A 20464-nucleotide genomic window follows, 5' to 3' on the forward strand; every position below is an offset into this window, starting at 1 on the left:
TTGTAGGTTTTGAATTTGCATCTATGCAGGTCAACTTTAACACTATTTCAGTCGAAGATGCCACAACTTCTATGGAACTCTTTGCTAAAGAAGTGATGCCTCATTTTACTGAAAAGCAATTAGTCGGTAATAGTGTTGTTTGACTATTTTTTAGGGGGTTGGCGTTGCAAAGAAGTCATGCAGTAATAACTTAGTTAGTCTAGTAAAGTAGGATTTTATGAAATTATTTGCTGAAAAATTGTCTTGATAAAATTGATAATTTTCACTTCTTTTTCCTACCATTTCATATCGATAAAATTTTGACTATAAAAATTGCTAAATAAGTTTCAAAACTTATGATAACTGATAATTGAAATGACTCTTTACTACTTTTTAGAAAACTATCAAATAATTCGATATTAATTAAACTTATATTTAATTAATTAATATATTTAAAATTTAAACTAATTTTGACAAAAAAAGTTGAAATGAGCTATTGAGGGCCAAATTTTCGGGAAAAATCGCGATTTTGCCCCTGTATTCGCAATCTTTTCATAAACGCTGTAAGTCTTGATATGCAATAAATACAGGATTTTTGCTTCATAGCGAATTTTGATGTATATTGATAACAAGTCTGTCGCTCTGCGTAGGTGCTAATTAAAATGAAAAGACCATTGGTAAGTAGAAGTGCGATCGCGAAGCGGAATGGAATTCTATCGTGTCAGCGGAACGGAGTTCTATGGCAAAATAGCATTGATAAGATTGATGATTTTTCTTACCGAAAAATTCAGGTATAAAGCCTCTCCATTCATGGGGAAAAAAGAAAAAAATTCCTTTAGCTCCATCCTCTTCTTTATAAGAAGAGGTAATTATTAATTGTTAATTGTTGAACATTTCGTATTGACAAAAATTTCCACTACAAAAACGGCTGAATAAGTTTTGATACTTATTCAGCCTTCCTAATATGCAGTTTCATTTCAATTTTTTAAAAGATTTATTGTTATTCCAATAGGATACCTGCTAAAGCATCTAACTCACTTTGAAGGACTTGCATTTCCACAGCAGCTAGGTCAACCTTCAACTTCTTACTAATTAGTTCGAGGACTTTCTTTTCTTGTGGAGTAATAACCTCATCTAACTCAGCAATTTTTTGACACTGAGCTACAACTGAAATCGCAAACTCATCATTGACTTGAGCAAGTAATTTTTCTAGAGATGGAGGAGATTTGATATTCTTCTGAATTATTTCCAAAGAACCAGGACTAAGGTTAGCTTCCTCAAGTTCTGGAAGTATTTGCTCCCAAGTTTTTCCAGGATTTCCAGCTAAAATTACATGAACCAAAATTTGATCCATAATAGCTTGTTGAGCGATCGCCGCTTTTAAATATTTCTGGGTATCAACTTGAGCAGTTTCTAGTGCAGTTTCCATAGTTTCTGGGGCTAATTTTGCTTCATAGAACCGACAAGCTGCATATCCTAGGGAATATAACATGACTGCATTTGTACTACCACCAATTACTGCACCTGCTAAAGGCACATTTCGCATAAAACCTAATCCTGCTTTTAAAGCTTGACCACCTCCAACTGCTAAACCAAAAATTCCTAAAACTTCTCCTTTTCTTGCGGGTTCTCGTAAATCAAATCCATAAGCATAAGCAATCTGATATACCATTTCTGCTTGTATTGCACTTGTAACTGTTAAGTCAACTGCTATGAGTCCTAATCCCATTCCTGGTACAATACTTATAGCAACCCCTGTCCCCCCAACATAAATTGCTTTCTCTAAAATTACACGATGGCTAATTTCAGAGGGGCTTTCATTTGGATATTTTTGTTGTAGGCGTTGAATTTCAGTTTCAGCTTTGACAATATCTATCCGATCAACTATTTCTAACAGCTCTATTTTCAGAGCTTTTGTTAATGGTAACAATAATTGACTATTATTCACCATTTCAGTAACATATCCTAGGCTATGTGTTGTATTTACAGCTACACTACCAATAGCTTCACCAGCACCACAAGCTGCTTGAACTGTGGCGTTTCCGACTACTTGTGCTGCTCCTCTAACTGAACCAAATAATGACCCTAAAAAAGACGAATTTTGATTTGGAGTTTTTGATAAATCTGCGGAAGTTGTAGTCATCTTTAAACTGATCTTTTATGAATTTATATATCTAGAATAAGATGCACATTTGTCTGTTAACAATAGTGTATTTACTGAAGTTTTATAGCGTAATTTCCTATTATTTTCCGAAAAAATACTGACCTATTGATAATCTATAAAATTTTTTTTAAGTTCCCACAGTAGGATTATTTTTGAAAATTATTTATCTATGAAATTGTACTTAATAAAAAAAGACAATTATCCCTGATTTATTATGGCTAATAAAAAAACTTGTCTAATTAGTAAAGTAGGATTTGATGAAATTATTTGCTGAAAAATTGTATTGATAAAATTGAGATTATTATCTCTTTTTCCTGCCATTTCATGTCTATAAAATCTTGACTATAAAAATTGCTGAATAAGTTTCAAAACTTATGATAACTGATAATTGAAATGACTCTTTACTACTTTTTACAAGACTATAAAATAATTTTATATTAATTAAACTTATATTTAATTGATTAAACTATTTGAAATTTAAACTAATTTTCACAAAAAAAGTTGAAAGTAGCTCTTGAAGGCCAAAATTTAGGGAAAAATCGTGATTTTGCGCTTGTTTTAGCAATCTTTTCATAAACGCTACAAGTCTTGATATGCAATAAATACAGGATTTTTGCTTCCCAGGGAATTTTGATGTATATTGATAACAAGTCTGTAGCTCTGCGCAGGTGCTTATTAAAATGAAAAAGAGGATTAATGAGTGGGAGTGCGATCGCCTCAGCGAAACGTAGTTTTATCGCGTAGCAGAACGGAGTTCTATTGCATCAACGGATAAATTTGAGTTATAAAAATTGCTGAATAAGTGCCAAAACCTATTCAGCCATCCTGAAAAGTAATAGAAAAATTAAACCTATAGCTAAGAAAGAATTGATGAGAACATAGACTAATGAAAGACCTTAGACTAGGAAATATTTTTCCAACTATTCCCTATTCCCTATTCCCTGCTATTGTAATTGAGGTAAAGCCTTTCTCGCCCTTTCTGCGCGAGCATCAGCAGACTCCATCACTTCATCAATTTTTTCCAACATTTCCCCTGGATAATTTTCTAACACCTTAGTAGAAAGAGAAATGCGCTTTCGACCCTCATCCAAATCAACAATCATCGCCTTAACCAAATTACCCTGGGCAAAAATTGTTGATAAAGAATCAACCCGTTTTTGACTAACTTGGGTAATATGAAGCAAACCAGTTAAACCCTCTAAATCTACAAAAACACCAAAAGGTTTCACTCCCGCAACCTTTCCTTCCACCAACTGACCAACAATTAACTTACTAAAACCAGCAGACTGAGCAGCCAAACGCTGAGACATTACAATTTTCTTTTTTTCTTGGTCTAATTCCAAAAAATTGACCGTCAATACTTGGTCAATCAATGACTCCAAATTATCCTTTGCCAAAAGATGGGAGCGCGGAATAAAACCCCGCAAAGATTGTACGTCCACCGTCACCCCACCTTTATTAGTACCAATTACTCGAACTTGGAAAGACTGACCACCTTCTTGTAATTCAATCAAATTCTCCCAAATTTGATTAATTTCTAGTTGCTTAATAGAAAGAAGCACTTCTCCTTCTGCATTTTGCTCACGGATAATTAGGAAGTCCCGTTCTAGCTGTAATGGTAGTGCTTCCAATAAATCTTGTGTTACTCCCAAGAAAGCTTCTTGAATGGGTAAAAGAGCTAAAGACTTACCCCCTATATCAATGTATACACCTTCAGATTCATAACTATATACTTTTCCAGTAACTATTTGTCCTTTTTGAAATCCATAATTATATTGAGGTTGTTCGAGAGCTTTAGCAAAATCGTCCATGGAAAAGGACTGTTTACTTTCTTGAGAGCTAGTTGATTCGGGATTCATATACGGTAAAAAAAACACTAGGCTACTTCAATATAGCTAATCTTTGGGGCTTCAGTAGAGAAAAAAATAACTTATTGACCTATAGACAGGGAATAGGGAGTATGGAGTAGGGGGGAAGCAAAAATATTAAACTATTCGCCACAAAAAAATAATCCTGAAATATTGACTAAAATTTAGCTAGTTCTCAAAGAGTTAAGATTTTTGCTATTAGCCATGAGAAGATCAATTCATAGGGATGTTCGAGCTTCAATATTTTGTTGACCAACACTTTCTAAAACTACTTTTTTTTACAATTCTTGACCAAAAAGTTGCTTTGTCTTGACCCAAGCATCAGCAGTAGCTTCAGCATTATAACTACTACGATGGTCACAAAAGAAACCATGATCTGCTTGATAACGAAATACCTGGTGCTTAATTTGATGTTTCTGTAATTCTGCTTCTATTTGGTCTACCTGTTCTATGGGAATTAAAGGATCTTCTGTGCCAAAGAAGCAGTAAATAGTACCACTAATTTTCGGAGTTAGAGTAATAGTAGGTTCACCACCACCGGGAGTACCAGTGGCAATACCAGCTCCATAGAAAGAGGCAGTTGCTTGAATTTCTGGTAAAGTTGCTGCTAAATAGCTCACATGGCCTCCGAAACAGAAACCAATACAACCAAACTTGTCTGCTTTAACAGTAGGTAGGGTTTTGAGATAATTTATAGTAGCTTGAATATCACTTAGTAGTTCTGAGGCTTTGGTTTGTTCTTTATACTTGCGACCCAGTTTGACATTTTCCTCAGTATAGCCCACTTCAAAACCTGGAGCTTGACGTTGGTAGATTGAGGGAGCGATCGCTACATAACCTTCTTTGGCAAATTTTTCTGTTACTTCTCGGATATGGGCATTGACCCCAAATATTTCTTGAATTACTACTACTGCTGGAAATAGATTTTCTTCTACTGGTTGTGCTAGATAAGAAGCTATTTCTAGGTCTCCGTTGGGGACTTGAATATGGGCTGTACGGATTTTTAATTCTGTCATCTTTTCGGCGACGGGAGACCCGCCGTATAATTTACAATTTTTGATCAGGAGGAACCTCCTCCCTCTTTTTTGGGGTGCGATGACCCGTGTCATTATCGCACTGTGGTTAATTCTATCCAAACATTTCTCAATATCTAGTTCGATTACCCTTTTTTTGTGACCTTTTCCTTAGGTGTTGAGGTTGCTGAAGACCTACTTTTGCGCGTCTTGCGTACTCCTACCAGGTCTGAAGCTGTAACTTCGGGCTAGGAAACGAAGGGGTAAGCCTAGGTTGAAAAGTCAATCTAGACCTCGTTAATTGAACTTTCCTCATGGTAATGATTCTTGGTTAAAGTTTTGGTAAATTAATGGTAAATGGTGATATATTTTGATTCCTAAAATAGGTTTAATTAAGGCTATAACCCTTAGAACAATACCTGCTCGAACTCAAATCAAACAAGTTTCACTAACAAAAAAACTGATAGTTGGTGGATAAGTTTAAGTTGAGAATATCAGTCAATCTTGGGAAAAACTCATAGATTGAGATGCTTTTCTAGACAAGAATATTTATTGAGCCAGATCACCAGGAAATAAATTATCTTCTTTGAAACCGTTAAGAACAAATCAAGAGCAACTGACCAAAGTATCCCAAGGTAATAACATAAAAAAGGTAAACATGGCAGTAAAGCCAGAGGAAAGCTAGCAAAACGCGAAAGTAAAATTCATCAAAAAATAGCTAGAAGTCGTAAATATTTTCAGTATAAAACAGCTGACAAATTAAGTCGGACAGGTAAAAAAGTATTTTTTGATGAATTGTGAAATTTAGCAGGATTAACTTGCACAAATCAAGGCAAACAAAATGAAGATGGAAAGTATTTACCTAATGGTCAATCCTCAAAGTCTGGGTTAAATAAGTCTTGGCGCTGATGCTGCGTTTAATCAAATTTTTAACATACTAGCTCAGGTAGTCGCAAAAGCTTTTGATGTTGGCAAGTGAAACTCTAGAGTGATAGAATGGAAACCAAACTATACATCTCAATGACTTTATGATAGAGATGAAATTGTGTTTACAGATTGCAGTATCAGAGAATATTTTGATCGGAAACTACAGTGGAAAATTGATCGAGATACAAACGCAGCAATCAATTTGAAACGAGTCGGACTGGACTTGTTCGGTGACTATAAACCGCCGTAAGAACAAAGTGGTTATTATAAAGTCAAAAACTGCTTTTGTTTCTAAGGAAGTTCTGACCGTTTTTAATAAACATTAGAAGCCTACACAGAAAGCTAATACATCTGTGTAGGTAAGTTACAGCATAAAAATTTATTTCTGAGCAGCAGTTTTTTCTACTATGGTTAATTTTCAGATTAAAGCAGATAGTGATATTCCTGCATCAAACCAATTATTTAATCAAATTCGGTTTGCCATAGCTTCCCGAAAGTTTTCTCCTGGCCATCGACTACCTAGTACCCGACAACTTGCGATGCAAACTGGTTTACATCGCAACACTATAAGTAAGGTATATCGTCAACTTGAAGATATTGGTCTTGTGGAAGCTCAAGCAGGTTCAGGTATTTATGTCAGAGCACAGGGAAATGAGAGGGGGCGAAAATTAAATTCTCCCATATATGAAAAGTATCCCTATGCCAGTCATATAGTCAAGGGTAGCTTGGATGAATTACTGTCCCAAGGTTGTAGTCTGAATGAAGCTAGAGAAATGTTTCTCACTGAGATTGACTGGCGACTGCGTTGTAGTGCCAGGGTATTAGTGACAGCTCCCTCTAATGATATTGGTATTGGACAGTTAATGGCTAAAGAGTTGGAACAAGCTCTTAATATTTCTGTCCAAGTAGTTCCTCTGGAAGAACTAGGTAGAGTTATAGATGAAGTATCTTCTGGAACGGTTGTCACAAGTCGATATTTCATTGGACGAGCTGAAAAAATAGCTGCTCCTCAATCTGTACGAGTGATTCCAATTGATATATATGATTATGCTCAAGAATTTAAGTTGGTTAATAATTTATCTCAGGGAAGTTACTTTGGTATAGTTAGTCTCAGTTCTGGTCTACTAAAAGCTGCAGAAGTAATTATTTACAGCTTGCGTGGAAATGAGATAAATGTAATGACTGCTCAACAAGAAGAAACTCACAAAATTGATGCTATGGTGCGGGTAGCTAAAATAATTATTTGTGACAAATTTAGCGAAGGTAAAGTTAAAGCTGCCGTACAAAAAAACAGAGCAGATATTATTCGTCCACCACAAATTATCTGCTTTGAAAATTACATTGGTATAGAGTCAATTAATTTATTGAAACGAGAGTTGGGTTTGGTATAGTTTATGCTAAATATTATGCAATATGAAGAACAATTAGATAAAATTAATATTAATTTATTCCCTATTTCCGATGTTTATACTGCTATAACTTTATATGGTATTTTTATAGCAGTTTTCATTAACATAGAATACAGAGATTTTGGCTTAAAGGCAGAAGCCAGAGGGCAGAAGGCAGAAGCAATGCAAGTCTACCTTTGTGAAAACCGCTATAAAGATTGTGAGACCTAATAATTGCTGAATATAGGATTACTAAAAAATCTCTATAGCAATCCTTTCTAATTTGTAATATTTGAGTGACAGTCAAGAGCCATAATTTTAGAAGTTTTCAGTTGAAATTAACTACTATAAAAATTGTCACAACTAATTTAGGATTTCTATATCTATAATTTCTTCTTATTCCATTTTTATGTCAATCTTAGTTTCACACCTTAAAATAGAAAAACTATAGTTCAATAACAAAGAAATAAAAAAATTCAACTACAAATTATATTTTTATTTTATGGAACCAAGCATTAATTTAAAGCAAGCTATTGAGAAGCGTCGCTCTGCTCGTGCATTTAGTAAAAATTCAATTCCTAATGTAATCCTAGAAGAAATTTTACGTCTTGGTATGATGGCTCCCTCTGGTTTTAACTTACAACCTTGGCGTTTTATTGTGGTTAAAAAACAAGAGAATAAAGAACGACTTAAGGCTTGTGCTTTTAATCAACGCCAGGTAGGAGAAGCTCCAGTAGTTTTAATTTGTTGTGGCGATCGCCATGTATCTAAACCAGAATATATAGAATCTATAATTGAGTTGCGCAAAGAGCATGAAGCTATCAATGATACTTATGCAGATTATATGAAAAATTCAATCCCTAAAATGTTTGAAAGTCCTTCTTCTTTTGAGTCTATGGAAGCTTGGATAAATAGGCAAGTAATGTTAGCAGTAGCTCAAATTATGCTCGTTTCTAGTAGTTTTGGGGTTGATAGTTGTCCTCTCGAAGGATTTATTGCATCTCAAGTTAAAGAAGCATTTAATATTCCAGAGCAAGTAGATGTTTGCTGTCTATTAGCTATGGGTTATGCTGCTGAACCATTTAAAAAATATGGTGGACGTCTTTCTTTGAGCCAGGTTTGCTTTCAAGAAACCTATGGACAGAATTTTGTATGATCGACCAATTATACTAATTTGACTAAAAAATGTGACAAAACTGTTTTTATATGTAACAAGGATTTATAACAGATATTTATCCAAATGGTATTATTAGTAGTTTTATATTCAGGATTATTGATTTAATTACAAAATTAAAAAGCATAATTCCTAAAATAATTAATACAGCTAGCAAATTAAACAATCAAATTATTAACTAGAAAATGAAAACAGCAATCAGAAATATTAATACTCAGATATTAGAGGATAATTTACAAAAAAGCTGGCAATCTTTGAGAAATTTCAATGATGCTTGTAAAATTCAATGTGATTTAAAAGCTGGAACATTATTAGTGATTTGTGAACATCCAGCAAATTTAGTGATAGATCGAGAGAAAACAATTTCTGAGTTAAAAGGTATAGTTCAAAAACAACCACTAGAATCTATTGAGAAAGTAGGTATTTGTTTAAATGCGATTGGTCATATATATCCTTATGCTTATCATTCATTTTTTACAAAGAGTCGGCAAGAAGAGTCTACATTAACTTTTCTCCCAAGATGGGTAGATGGAGATATGGGCGATCAAGTAAAAATTACACCTGAATTTTTAGATTCTTTAGATAATCCATTTGATTTAAAAAATTTAGAACAGATATCTATTAGGTTAGAGTCTGAGCTAAATACTAATGTTGAGAAAGAGTATATTCCTGGAAAGAAAAGTCAAAACTCAGATATTAAAATTACTTCAAAATTACTGGATGATTTAGATAACCCTTTTGATGTGGAAGGATTAGATATATCTCTTAAAAAATCCAGAAGAACAGCAAAACATTCTCATAATGTAGGACAAACATCAACTGTTAACTTCAGTACTTTCTCTAAAGTAGAATTTCTCAGTGCCAGTTTAAGTTTGACAATTTTAATAGGCTGTTTTTATGCAATAACTCAACCCTGTGTGATTGGAAAATGTATGATTGTACCCACAGCAAAAGACTTAAATCAGCAATCATTAGAAACAATTAAAAATTCAAAAAACTCTTTGGCTCCAAAGCAAGCAAAAGAAAAGTTAGAAAAAGCAGTTCAAGATTTAGAAAAAATTCCATTTTGGTCAATACATTATCTAGAGTCACAACATTTAAAATCTACTTACAAAGCAGAAATTCAACATTTGGAAAATATTCAAAAAGCTTTAGCAAAAGGTCAACAAGCAGCTCAAAATAGTAAAACTTTGCCACTAAAAGTAGAAGATTGGATAGAAACTCAATCACTTTGGCAAAATGCAATTGTCTTACTAGAAAAAGTACCAGGAGATAGTAGTGCTTATCCTTTTGCCAAGAATAAACTACAGCAATATCGTAAATATTTAGTAGCGATTAAAGGTAGATTAACAACAGAAGAAGTGGCAGATCGAAAACTAATTGCTGCTAAAAAATCAGCTCAGTTAGCAAATACTAGAGAAGTAGTAGCTCAGTTTCCTGAAAGCTGGAAAAGTGTATATTCAAGTTGGGAAGATGCCTTGGATAAAATATCTTCTGTTCCACCACAAACAACTGCCTATTTAGAAGCTAAAAATTTACTCCCTCAGTATGAACAAAAACTTCAGTTAGCTGAGGAACGTAGAATTATAGAACAAATTGGTGAAGAGTATTATGATCAAGCTATTAGTTATGCGAAACAAGCTGAAGTTTTTGAGACAAAAGATAATTGGCAAGATGCTGTGAAATATTGGCAAAATGCTCTAAATTCTGCTGAAGAAGTACCTACTACTTCTAGTTATTTTGCTAAAGCAAAACCTCTCATTAAATCTTATGATACTATTCTGAAGATAGCACAAGCTAACCAGAGATTTTTGGATACTATAGCTAAAGCTGGTCAAGATTTAAGTAAAACTTGTAAAGGGACACCGAAAATTTGCGAATATAGTATTACGAAGGATTTAATTACTGTACGTTTAACTTCTGACTATGTGGATAAAATTAAGAAAACAGCTCAGGATTTAAAAAATAATAAAGATCAAAAGAGTTTGACTCAACTAGAAAAACATTTGAAAACTTTACAGATAGCTTTGAAGGCTATTAGTAATAATGCCAAGATTCCTTTAGAGGTTTATAACCCACAAGGTTTAAAAGTTGCTGCTCATATTCCTAATAGTTGAAGTGAGGGAGTGAGGGAGTAGGGGAGTAAGGGAGTAGAGGAGCAGGGGAGCAGGGGAGTGTTGGTAATTAACATCATACTTTTAGAGTGAGAATTTAGTGAAGATAAAAGTCTTAAATATCAGAAAACTGCTACTTTTTGAAAGTCGAAACATGGTGCTGTATTTTAGAAGCGATCGCTCAATTGGATAACTTTTCTAATTTTCTCTTTTCATTATGATAATTTCTCACAAATATAAATTTATTTTCCTGAAAACAATCAAGACTTCTGGTACATCAATTGAAATTTATTTATCTAGATTTTGTGGTGACGATGATGTAATTACTCCTATATCTTTGTAAGATGAAGCTATCAGAAAACTTCTTGGAAAAAGACAACAAAATTATTTAGATTTTGATGCTCAGGGAAATGAATACAAAAAGTATTTCAATCATATTACTGCTAAAGAGATTAAAAATGTAATAGAATCTTCGATTTGGGATAGCTACTACAAGTTTTGTTTTGAAAGAAACCCTTTTGAGAGAGCTATATCTTGGTACTATTTTAGCTGTCGAAACAAATCTATTAAATTTAACGACTGGCTAAAAAATAACTATTCTAATTCATCAAAAAACAATTGGAATATTTACACAATCAACGATAAATTAGCAGTCTATTTTATTGGTAAATATGAAAATATTCGCTCAGATTTAACTTTCGTCTGTCAGAAATTAAATATACCATTCGATGGATATTTACCAAAAGATAAAGGATTTTTCAGAGATGACAACCGCCCTTATTATGAATTTTTGAATGCCGAACAAATGCAAGTAATCGGTGAATGTAATTCAAATGTTATTGGTTTATTAGAAAATTATGGTAGTGAAAATCAAAATAATCACAATGTTTCAATTTCAGATAAAGAAAAAGAACAACCAGAACATTATACTCAAGAGTATGAAAATTAGAGGAAGCTTTGATTGCTTATGCTCAAGGAATTGGAATTAATTCCAAAAAATATTGGGCTTATTATCATACACTAGGTGGTATTTTTCGAGAAAATAATCTTTATGGAGAAGCAATAGAAGCTTACTATCAAGCTATTAAAATTAAACCAGATTTTCCCTGAAATCACTATCATTTAGGAGTAGTGTTCAAGAAACAAGGAAAATTAGATGAAGCTTTCACTTAATTATCAAAATGCTATATATCTTGGACTCACTATTATTGAAGATTAGTCTTAGAGAAATTAAGACCAAAACTCATAAAGTATCGATCTATAGACTCATATACTTTCCTTCTTTCTTCTTTCTTATTCTTTCTTATTCCTTCTTCCCTCTTCCTTCTTACTTCTTCCTTCTTTATAAATTTTGCAATTGCGCATCCTGATTAAAAAATTGTCTACATAAACTATAAGTAACTAATAAACTTGTCACCAAATTTGCAAAAGCCAAAAGAAACATAATTAACATTTGATATGCCACAGCATCCAAAGGATTAACACCACTTAATAACTGACCAGTAACAATTCCAGGAAGTGTAACTATTCCAATTACCATCATCTGGTTTAAATTCGGTATTAATGCAGCACGAATAGCATCTTTTCTATACTTAGCAACTGCTGTTTGTGGAGTTGCCCCTAAACTTAAATAAGTTTCAATTTCCACCGGACTAGAATTAATTATACTGACAAGTCTTTCTCCAGCGATCGCTGCTCCATTTATCGCATTTCCTAATACAATTCCCACCAGTGGAATTAAATATTGAGGTTCGTACCAAGTTTCAGGTTGAATAACTAATAAGTTGGTATAACTGATACTTAAAACGGTACTGGTTAAAATCGAACCCCAAACTAAAGGTAATAATCGAGGTATTTTTTTACTAATTCTATTTTTAGCAACAACAGAAGCAACTGTTAACATAACAGTAATTATAGCGAGCGCCAACCAAGGTTGTTTATAATCGAATACTATTTCTAATACATAGCCAACAAATATTAACTGTACAATAGTACGAATTGTCGCTATTAATAGTTGCCATTCTAATCCTAATTTTTGCCAAGCTGATAGACCAATAGCTATCGCAATAAGTCCTAAAGCCATAGCTATATCTGTAATTGTTAATTGAATCATATTCGTTACTTATACCAAATTTATAAGAAGTTTCATAGAATAATATTTTAATCAGAATTGACAGTAGATTAAGACATACAGGTTAATAAATTTCATAATTCTGTGCAACTTCATATAAAATTGGTATGTTGAATTTTATATTAGTTAGGGCTTGCTGATTAACTCTCAAAACATTGACAGATAAAGCCAAGTTCCTTTTAAGTCGAAAAAACTGTCAGTTTTTCAGTCTAAAAAGCTCAAAAAATCAGTACAAAAAATCAGTATTTTAGGCAGACAAGAGCAGAAAAATCACTTTGACAATTCTTCCTCCTACCTCCTATATAGTTCTCTGTTCCTCCTGAGTCCTACCCTCACCAAAAGACTTTTCAGCAAACCCTAGTTATTAAAAATCATAATGAACCTCACTAGAAGTATTATGCTTTCTAGTGAGGTATGACTAATTTATATTAATGTATATTCTGAAATTCTAATTTTTAGAAGACCTAGCTAGGAATAGTTAATTAGAATTGCAGATATGAGGATTCTTTAAATGTAAGCATTTCCTGCGGAATGCTGCGCAAACAGCTATTAGCGGTCAGCTATTACTAGGTCATGCTGCGCAAACAGCTTTTTAATAGACATCTCCACCAAATGAGGGAGTAGGGAGTAGGGAATAGGGAGAAAGAATTGATAATTGCTGTGCAATAATTGATTTGATTTTTTATTATTGGAGATGTCTAATGAATAAAGCAAGCATTCATTTAATTTCTACTACATTCCCCACCACATATTCGTACTCTGAAGCTTTGATAAAATTGCTTTTTTCTCCTTTAAAGGTAATAAAGCTGATAGCTGTTAAAGTTAGCGTTAGCTCCTCTGCAAGAGGCATTTCCTCCGATAGGAGCCTAGCTGACTGCTGAATGCTTACCTTTGAATTAACTTTAAGGATGCTTGGAATTAACTTTAATATTAGCTAATAGCCTCACTCAAGTCATCATAATCTATAGCTGGTTCAGGAGGATTTTCAAGACCTGACTTATAAGTATCAGGTATGACTTTCCAAACTAAACCACCAAAGCGATCGGCACATCTTTTTTGTATACTCTCTATTAACTTTTCACCATAGTAATATTTTTCTTCTTCCCAATACACATTCTCTTTTTTTCCAGTTTCTTTGTTATCAACTGTTATCACAGAATATTTTGACATTGTATTCTCCTATTATGAGTTAAGTAATAGAAAACTCTAATTACTCTTAGGCCAATTGAAATTTTACTTGTCTTGGCAATAAATTCAACCATTTATTCTAGATGCAAATATATCAAATATAAAAAGAATTATACTACTACCTAAAGTTATAGATTAGGTAAAGTTTTGATTGAGTTAATACTAGAAAATATCTATCCTGAGATTGTAGCTAAAATTGTATTTTAGCAATCTTATTTAAGTTATGAGATATTGTATATTTTAGGAAATAGGGAATAGGGAACAGGTATGGGAGAAACACCGAAGCAATAAAATTATCACAAATGATTTAGGATTGCTATTACAAGACTCACGTTAACAGTAGCTTGATTTTCTAAGTCAGTTATCATATCAAGAAATTTGACTAGCCTTTTATTCTTTAATTTCTAACTCTGAATATGACTAATATTCCTCCCCTAGATTTAACACAACAGTATAAATCAATTGCTGAAGAAATAAACAGCAGAGTCCAAGAAGTACTCAGCTCTGGTCGCTATATTGGTGGCTTTATTGTTGATGAATTTGAACAACAATTTGCTAACTATATAGATGTATTTCATTGTGTATCCTGTAACTCTGGTACTGATGCTCTATTTCTAGCTTTACGAGCTGTAAATATTGGGTCTGGTGATGAAGTAATTACCACTCCTTTCACTTTTTTCGCCACCGCTGAAGCAATAAGTGCTGTCGGAGCAACACCAGTTTTTATTGATATTAACCCCCAGACTTTTAACTTAGATATTGAACAACTCCAATCAGCAATAACTGAAAAAACAAAAGCTATTTTGCCAGTACATTTATTTGGTCAACCAGTAGATATGACTCGGTTAATGGCGATCGCTCGTTCCCATAATTTAATAGTTATAGAAGACTGTGCCCAAGCTACAGGGGCTGAATGGTCAGAAAAAAAAGTAGGAAGTTTTGGTGATATTGGTTGTTTTAGTTTTTTTCCTACTAAAAATTTGGGAGCTTTTGGAGATGGAGGTGCTTTAACTACTAATAACTCGGCGATCGCTAACCAAGTACGGATGCTCAAAAATCATGGACAGTCTGCCAAATATTTTTATGAACATATCGGTATTAATAGTCGCTTGGATACCATACAAGCTGCAATTCTACAAGTTAAGTTGCGTTATCTAGATAGTTGGAATGAGCAACGTCGGGATTTAGCAAATCGTTACTTTGAATTTATGAGTGGAATAACTCCTGTAGTTCCTCCTCAAGAGTTGACTGGTAGTAGATGTGTTTGGAATCAATACACGATTAGGGTCAAAAGTCAAGATTTAGAAGCTACAGTAAAGTCTCGTTTTTCTAATTCTCTACGGGATTTGATTCGCATTCAGTTACAAAAAAAGGGAATAGGTTCAACGGTCTATTATCCTACTCCTTTACATTTACAGCCAGTTTACAAATTTTTGCCATTCCGTCAGTTGCCAGTGGTAGAAAAAGTTTGTCATGAGGTTTTGTCCTTGCCTATATTTCCGGAACTTTCTACTCAACAACAAGAACAAGTTATATTTGCTTTGAAGGATTGTTTACAAGAACTTTTATAGTCAGAAATTACGCCAAGGTACTACATATAGCAGATAAAAACTATAGCACTATGGTATATATAGTGTTTTTGTTGGAAAAATGCTTCAAGAATTTAAAATTTAGAATTTAGAATTACCTCTTCTTGAAAGGAAAGGATTGGGTTACAGCGCTTTTCATTCGAGTAGACCACAAAGTCAGCCATCTATTGTGGAATTTGCAGTCCTTGTTTCGCTTACCACCGCTCCACCTACCACCTAACTTTTTAACTATGGTTTACCCATTTAAAAACTGCTGTACAAGGAATTTTTTTCTTCTCTTGGTCCATTGAATATGGTGAGGTCTCCTCGCCATCCCACCCTACGGGAAGCTACGAAGATCGACCGCTTTTTTCTCCATGAATGGAGAGGCTTTATACCTTAATTTTTCGGTAAGTTTTGATAGTGTTAACTTTAATATTTCTTTAAAATTTATTTTTGAAATTTGTAGTTTTGTATACTATACTTAATAAAAATAAAAAAAATTTAATTTAATACAGCAGGGATAAATTTTTTTATACCTTCTGAATCACTTAAAATTTGCCATTAGTTAAGAAGAAAAAAGGTGCAACAAACAACAAAAAGATGAAGGAAAATTTTCAGCTCTAAGCTCTAGAAATATAGCTAAATACAGAAAGATAACAATTGCCCGTTACTTAGAAACTGCTAATATCTTTGAGTTATTTTTGTTGTGAAATACCACCTTCTTTTTTCAGATGACTTACACAAAAACCCTATATATAGTAAACAAAAACTATAGTGCCACACTGTATATAGCGATTTGCCACAGAAAAGCCAAGGAGAAATACCATCTCCTATTTTTCAAATGACTTACACAAAAACTCTATATATAGTAAACAAAAACTATAGTGCCACACTATATATAGCGATTTGCCAGATAAAAGCCAAGGAGAAATACCATCTCCTATTTTTCAAATGACTTACGCAAAAACTCTATATATAGTAAACAAAAACTATAGTGCCACACTGTATATAGCGATTTGCCACAGAAAAGCCAAGGAGAAATACCACCTCCTATTTTTCAAATGACTTACACAAAAACTCTATATATAGTAAACAAAAACTATAGTGCCACACTATATATAGCGATTTGCCAGATAAAAGCCAAGGAGAAATACCATCTCCTATTTTTCAAATGACTTACGCAAAAACCCTATATATAGTAAACAAAAACTATAGTGCCACACTATATATAGCGATTTGCCAGATAAAAGCCAAACAGACTTAAGTCATGTGTAACTAGCTATCAACTTTTAGCAGCTTTGGTTAAAATTCCCGACAACCACAAGCAATAGTTTAGGAGAAGTAGCGTATCCCCTTCTCCCACGTTAAAAAAAATGAACAAAGCTGAGTGCTGAGTGCTGACCGCTTCTTTAACTCAACTTAATAAATAAAAAATATAAAATTTAAGAGGAAAATATTAAAAGTGGATGACAATCACTTTAATTCAACAAGACGGTACGACCCAGAAGCGATCGCTAAATATTACCGTTACCGTCCCTGGTTAGTAATTTGGAGATTTCTCATTATAGTTTTGTCTTTTGCTAGTTTTCTACTAGGAGTATTATGGGATAAATGGCAATATGACAAAGTTGAAGATACTCCCGAACGAGCTACCCAACTGCGAAAAATCCTAACTCGCTTAGGACCAACATTTATTAAGGTAGGCCAAGCATTATCCACAAGACCAGATTTAATTCGTCAAGACTTTTTAGAAGAACTAACAAAACTACAAGACCAGTTACCACCTTTTGATAATAAGAAAGCAATCTCGATTATAGAGACAGAGTTAGGCCAAAACATCAACAACATATACAGCGAAATTTCTCCCAGACCAGTTGCAGCAGCTAGTCTGGGTCAAGTTTATCAGGCGCGTCTTCGGAGCGGAGAAGTAGTAGCAGTAAAAGTTCAACGACCAAACTTACTGCCTATTATTACTCTCGATTTATTCTTAATGCGTTGGGGAGCAAGTTGGTTAGCTCCCTGGTTACCTCTCAATCTTGGCCACGATTTATCTCTGATTGTAGATGAATTTGGCACAAAGCTATTTGAAGAGATTGACTATATCAATGAAGGGCGAAATGCAGAAAGATTTGCTACTTATTTTGCCGATGACCCAAGTGTGAAGGTACCATCAATATTTTGGCGTTATACTACCATCCATGTTTTGACCTTGGAATGGATTGATGGTCTGAAATTATTAGATACTGAACAAATTAAAGCAGCAGGTCTTGATACTGATACTCTAATTACGGTAGGGGTTACTAGCGGTCTACGTCAATTACTAGAGTTTGGCTTTTTTCATGCAGATCCTCATCCCGGTAACTTATTTGCATTAAAAGATGGTCGGATGGCCTACATTGACTTTGGCATGATGGATCAATTGGAGCAGGATACTAAAGAAACTTTGGTTGATTCAGTCATTCATTTGATTAACAAAGATTATCAAGAGTTGGCTAAAGATTTTGTCAAGCTTGGGTTTTTGGCACCGGATGTAGATATTCAGCCAATTGTACCAGCTTTAGAAATAGTGCTGGGAAATATTATGGGTGAGAAAGTTAAGGATTTTAACTTTAAGACAATTACAGATAAGTTCTCGGAACTAATGTATGAATACCCATTCCGAGTTCCGGCTAAGTTTGCCTTAATTATTCGTTCTTTGGTCACCGAGGAAGGTTTAGCTCTTTCCCTAAATCCAAATTTCAGAATAGTTGATGTTGCTTATCCTTATGTGGCAAGAAGATTATTAAAAGGTGAGTCCCCAGCATTACGTCGTCGGTTAATTGAGGTATTGTTTAAAGATGGAAAGTTTCAGTGGCAAAGGTTAGAAAATTTGATTGGCATAGCTCAGACAGACCAAAATTTTGATATACTACCTACTGCTCAATTAGGTTTACAATATCTTTTGAGTGAAGAGGGTGAATTTCTCCGAAAAAAATTGATACTAGCAATGGTAGAAGATGACCGAATTCACACCGAAGAAGTTACTCGTTTGTGGGGTCTAATTCAAGATGACTTTCAACCAAGTCGTTTGTTTAATATTGCTTTAGGCGCTCTAGCTGAATTTTCTACACAGAGAGCTACTGCAATTTTACCTTCTGTAATGGCAATGACAAATAATCAAAAATTAAATTAATGACTTGATGTCTGAATATTGCTGAATTACAGATAAGAATTTATTTTTTAATTTTAGTAAAGTCAGATAATGAATTGAAAATAAAATGTTTTTTTGACAAATAATTCTGTAATTCAGTAGTATATATTCCTCAATGTATCTAAAGCATAAATCAAGGAAATATTAAGGAAATATTTGTGTATAGTCTTCCTCAACCTCCCTATTTTCTAATCGCAGTTGGTTTATTAATCAGTTTATCTTCAGGAATAGTATTTGCCAAATTAATTAAGCAACTGGTTAAAGATTGGTCAGTAAATCCTTCTACTTGTAATATAGTTAGTATGAGAGGATTAACATTACAGCTTCCCTATTTAGGTATTGCTAGTGGTGCATTAATATTTTTATCCTCAAGTTTACAATTATTTGGATTTACTAACTTAGTTGCCTATTCTATTTGTTTGCCTTTAACTGTAGCAACTGGATTAGTTGTCTGGATTCAGCTTACTAAAATTTTAGATAAGATGGAACGGAGCATAACAGAAGAGAGTTAATTTTTTTCAACATTAGGATAAATTGACTCCCGGTTTCAGCAAAAAATAGCCACTTGAATATAGGAAAAAATGACTAATATTATCGTAACAGGTGTTGGTGGATTTATCGGGTCTCATTTAGCAGAAACTCTTTTAAATCAAGGAGAAAAAGTAATAGGAATCGATCAGTTTAATGATTACTATGACCCTGCTTTGAAGCGTCAGAATATTTCTCAATTTAAAGACCATTCTGCTTTCCAACTAATAGAAAATGATATTCAATCTTTAAATTGGTCAGAGTTATTAGCAGATATAGATATAGTTTATCATCAAGCTGCCCAAGCAGGTGTTCGTGCTAGTTGGGGTGAAGGTTTTCGTTCTTATACAGAGCGTAATATAAATGCTACTCAAATAATTTTAGAAGCTGCTAAAGATGCTCCTAATTTGAAAAGATTGGTTTATGCTTCTACTTCTTCTGTATATGGTAATGCTGAAACTTTTCCCACTCCTGAGACTATTTGTCCTCAACCAGTATCCCCTTATGGAATTACTAAGTTAGCAGCAGAACGATTAGGTAAGTTGTATCATCAGAATTTTGGTGTACCCTGCGTATATTTACGCTACTTTACAGTATACGGCCCCCGGCAAAGACCTGATATGGCCTTTCATAAATTTTTTAAGTGGATTTTGCAAGATGAGCCAATTTCTATTTATGGAGATGGCCAGCAAACTAGGGACTTTACTTTTATTAGTGATGCAATAGCAGCTAACTTAGCAGCAGGTAAAGTACCTGAAGCAGTGGGTGAGGTATTTAATGTTGGTGGAGGTAGTCGGGTTGTATTGGCAGAAGTTATTAACACGATGGAGGAAATAGTGGGGCGTCCAATTAAGAAAAATTTTGTGGAAAAAGCGAGGGGAGATGCTCGTCATACCAGTGCAGATGTTTCTAAGGCACAGAAAATTTTAGGTTATCAACCTCAAGTTTCTTTGAAAGAGGGATTGCAAAGAGAATGGGAATGGGTTCAGTCTCTCTATAGTTTTTGAAGAAGGAAGAAGGAAGGAAGAAGGAATGTAGATGAGTCTATAGATTGTACCTTATTAGTTTTGGTCTTATCTGTTTGCGCAGCATTCCGTAGGAAACCGTATTGCTCTATAATCCACATTTTTCCTGACTCCTGTACAGGCGATTCGCGATCTGAGCAGCATTCCGCAGGAAATCGCCTCTACCAGGAAAATATTACAACATAAATAGGATTTATATAATAA

Annotated in this window: 16 protein-coding genes and 1 pseudogene; 11 read left to right on the forward strand and 6 right to left on the reverse strand. The window is 33.9% G+C overall.

From position 1 onward, the window contains the following. Positions 1-979 precede the first annotated feature (979 nt). The 3 genes from F6K06_RS12435 to F6K06_RS12445 all read right to left on the reverse strand — a co-directional run bounded on the left by F6K06_RS12435 (position 980) and on the right by F6K06_RS12445 (position 5027). Positions 980-2122 carry an EcsC family protein gene (locus tag F6K06_RS12435; RefSeq protein WP_124143482.1) on the reverse strand — a complete coding sequence of 381 codons (1143 nt, stop codon included), beginning with the start codon at positions 2120-2122 and terminating at the stop codon, positions 980-982. A gap of 965 nt (positions 2123-3087) precedes the next feature. After that, a complete protein-coding gene (locus F6K06_RS12440; protein ID WP_124143483.1) occupies positions 3088-4002 on the reverse strand; it encodes a S1 RNA-binding domain-containing protein in 915 nt (304 codons plus the stop codon). A 287-nt stretch (positions 4003-4289) separates the two neighbouring features. Then, on the reverse strand, positions 4290-5027 hold the full coding sequence (locus F6K06_RS12445) for a dienelactone hydrolase family protein (RefSeq protein WP_124143484.1): 738 nt from the start codon (positions 5025-5027) through the stop codon (positions 4290-4292). Positions 5028-6358: 1331 nt separating this feature from the next. On the opposite strand from F6K06_RS12445, the gene F6K06_RS12455 reads away from it, so the two are divergent. From F6K06_RS12455 to F6K06_RS12480, 7 genes and pseudogenes are all read left to right on the forward strand, one after another. Further along, entirely contained in the window at positions 6359-7342 is a 984-nt protein-coding gene (locus F6K06_RS12455) for a GntR family transcriptional regulator (RefSeq protein WP_124143485.1), read from the forward strand. Between the two features lie 15 nt (positions 7343-7357). Next, complete coding sequence (locus F6K06_RS12460) at positions 7358-7570, forward strand: hypothetical protein (RefSeq protein ID WP_287243690.1); 213 nt, start codon at positions 7358-7360, stop codon at positions 7568-7570. 271 nt (positions 7571-7841) lie between these two features. Further along, a complete protein-coding gene (locus F6K06_RS12465; protein WP_124143487.1) occupies positions 7842-8495 on the forward strand; it encodes a nitroreductase family protein in 654 nt (217 codons plus the stop codon). A gap of 203 nt (positions 8496-8698) precedes the next feature. Beyond that, positions 8699-10630: a hypothetical protein gene (locus F6K06_RS12470; protein WP_124154887.1), complete on the forward strand. Its 1932-nt coding sequence runs from the start codon at positions 8699-8701 to the stop codon at positions 10628-10630. Between the two features lie 349 nt (positions 10631-10979). Then, positions 10980-11345: pseudogene (locus tag F6K06_RS33920) on the forward strand (sulfotransferase family 2 domain-containing protein); the annotation flags it as partial. Between the two features lie 87 nt (positions 11346-11432). Beyond that, positions 11433-11576 (forward strand): hypothetical protein, encoded by a 144-nt coding sequence (locus F6K06_RS12475; RefSeq protein ID WP_240038788.1) that lies wholly within the window; start codon positions 11433-11435, stop codon positions 11574-11576. A gap of 8 nt (positions 11577-11584) precedes the next feature. Beyond that, the gene (locus F6K06_RS12480; RefSeq protein WP_124143489.1) at positions 11585-11737 is read left to right on the forward strand and encodes a hypothetical protein; all 153 of its coding nucleotides are present in this window, start codon (positions 11585-11587) and stop codon (positions 11735-11737) included. 232 nt (positions 11738-11969) lie between these two features. Here F6K06_RS12480 and fetB read toward each other — a convergent pair whose 3' ends face one another. From fetB to F6K06_RS12495, 3 genes are all read right to left on the reverse strand, one after another. Next, positions 11970-12740, reverse strand: coding sequence for an ABC transporter permease (gene fetB / locus F6K06_RS12485; protein ID WP_124154888.1), 771 nt, complete (start codon positions 12738-12740; stop codon positions 11970-11972). A 736-nt stretch (positions 12741-13476) separates the two neighbouring features. Beyond that, positions 13477-13608, reverse strand: a complete 132-nt coding sequence (locus F6K06_RS12490) for a hypothetical protein (protein WP_282433634.1) — start codon at positions 13606-13608, stop codon at positions 13477-13479. 80 nt (positions 13609-13688) lie between these two features. Then, positions 13689-13928: a hypothetical protein gene (locus F6K06_RS12495; protein ID WP_124154889.1), complete on the reverse strand. Its 240-nt coding sequence runs from the start codon at positions 13926-13928 to the stop codon at positions 13689-13691. Between the two features lie 434 nt (positions 13929-14362). Here F6K06_RS12495 and F6K06_RS12500 point away from each other — a divergent pair, with 434 nt between their 5' ends. From F6K06_RS12500 to F6K06_RS12515, 4 genes are all read left to right on the forward strand, one after another. Next, positions 14363-15517: a DegT/DnrJ/EryC1/StrS aminotransferase family protein gene (locus F6K06_RS12500; protein ID WP_287243694.1), complete on the forward strand. Its 1155-nt coding sequence runs from the start codon at positions 14363-14365 to the stop codon at positions 15515-15517. A 1462-nt stretch (positions 15518-16979) separates the two neighbouring features. Next, positions 16980-18689 (forward strand): AarF/ABC1/UbiB kinase family protein, encoded by a 1710-nt coding sequence (locus tag F6K06_RS12505; RefSeq protein WP_287243696.1) that lies wholly within the window; start codon positions 16980-16982, stop codon positions 18687-18689. A gap of 176 nt (positions 18690-18865) precedes the next feature. Beyond that, positions 18866-19219 carry a hypothetical protein gene (locus F6K06_RS12510; RefSeq protein WP_287243697.1) on the forward strand — a complete coding sequence of 118 codons (354 nt, stop codon included), beginning with the start codon at positions 18866-18868 and terminating at the stop codon, positions 19217-19219. Positions 19220-19288: 69 nt separating this feature from the next. Further along, complete coding sequence (locus F6K06_RS12515) at positions 19289-20242, forward strand: NAD-dependent epimerase/dehydratase family protein (RefSeq protein ID WP_287243698.1); 954 nt, start codon at positions 19289-19291, stop codon at positions 20240-20242. Positions 20243-20464 lie beyond the last annotated feature (222 nt).

Source organism: Okeania sp. SIO1H4 (assembly GCF_010672695.1).
Lineage (GTDB): Bacteria > Cyanobacteriota > Cyanobacteriia > Cyanobacteriales > Microcoleaceae > Okeania > Okeania hirsuta.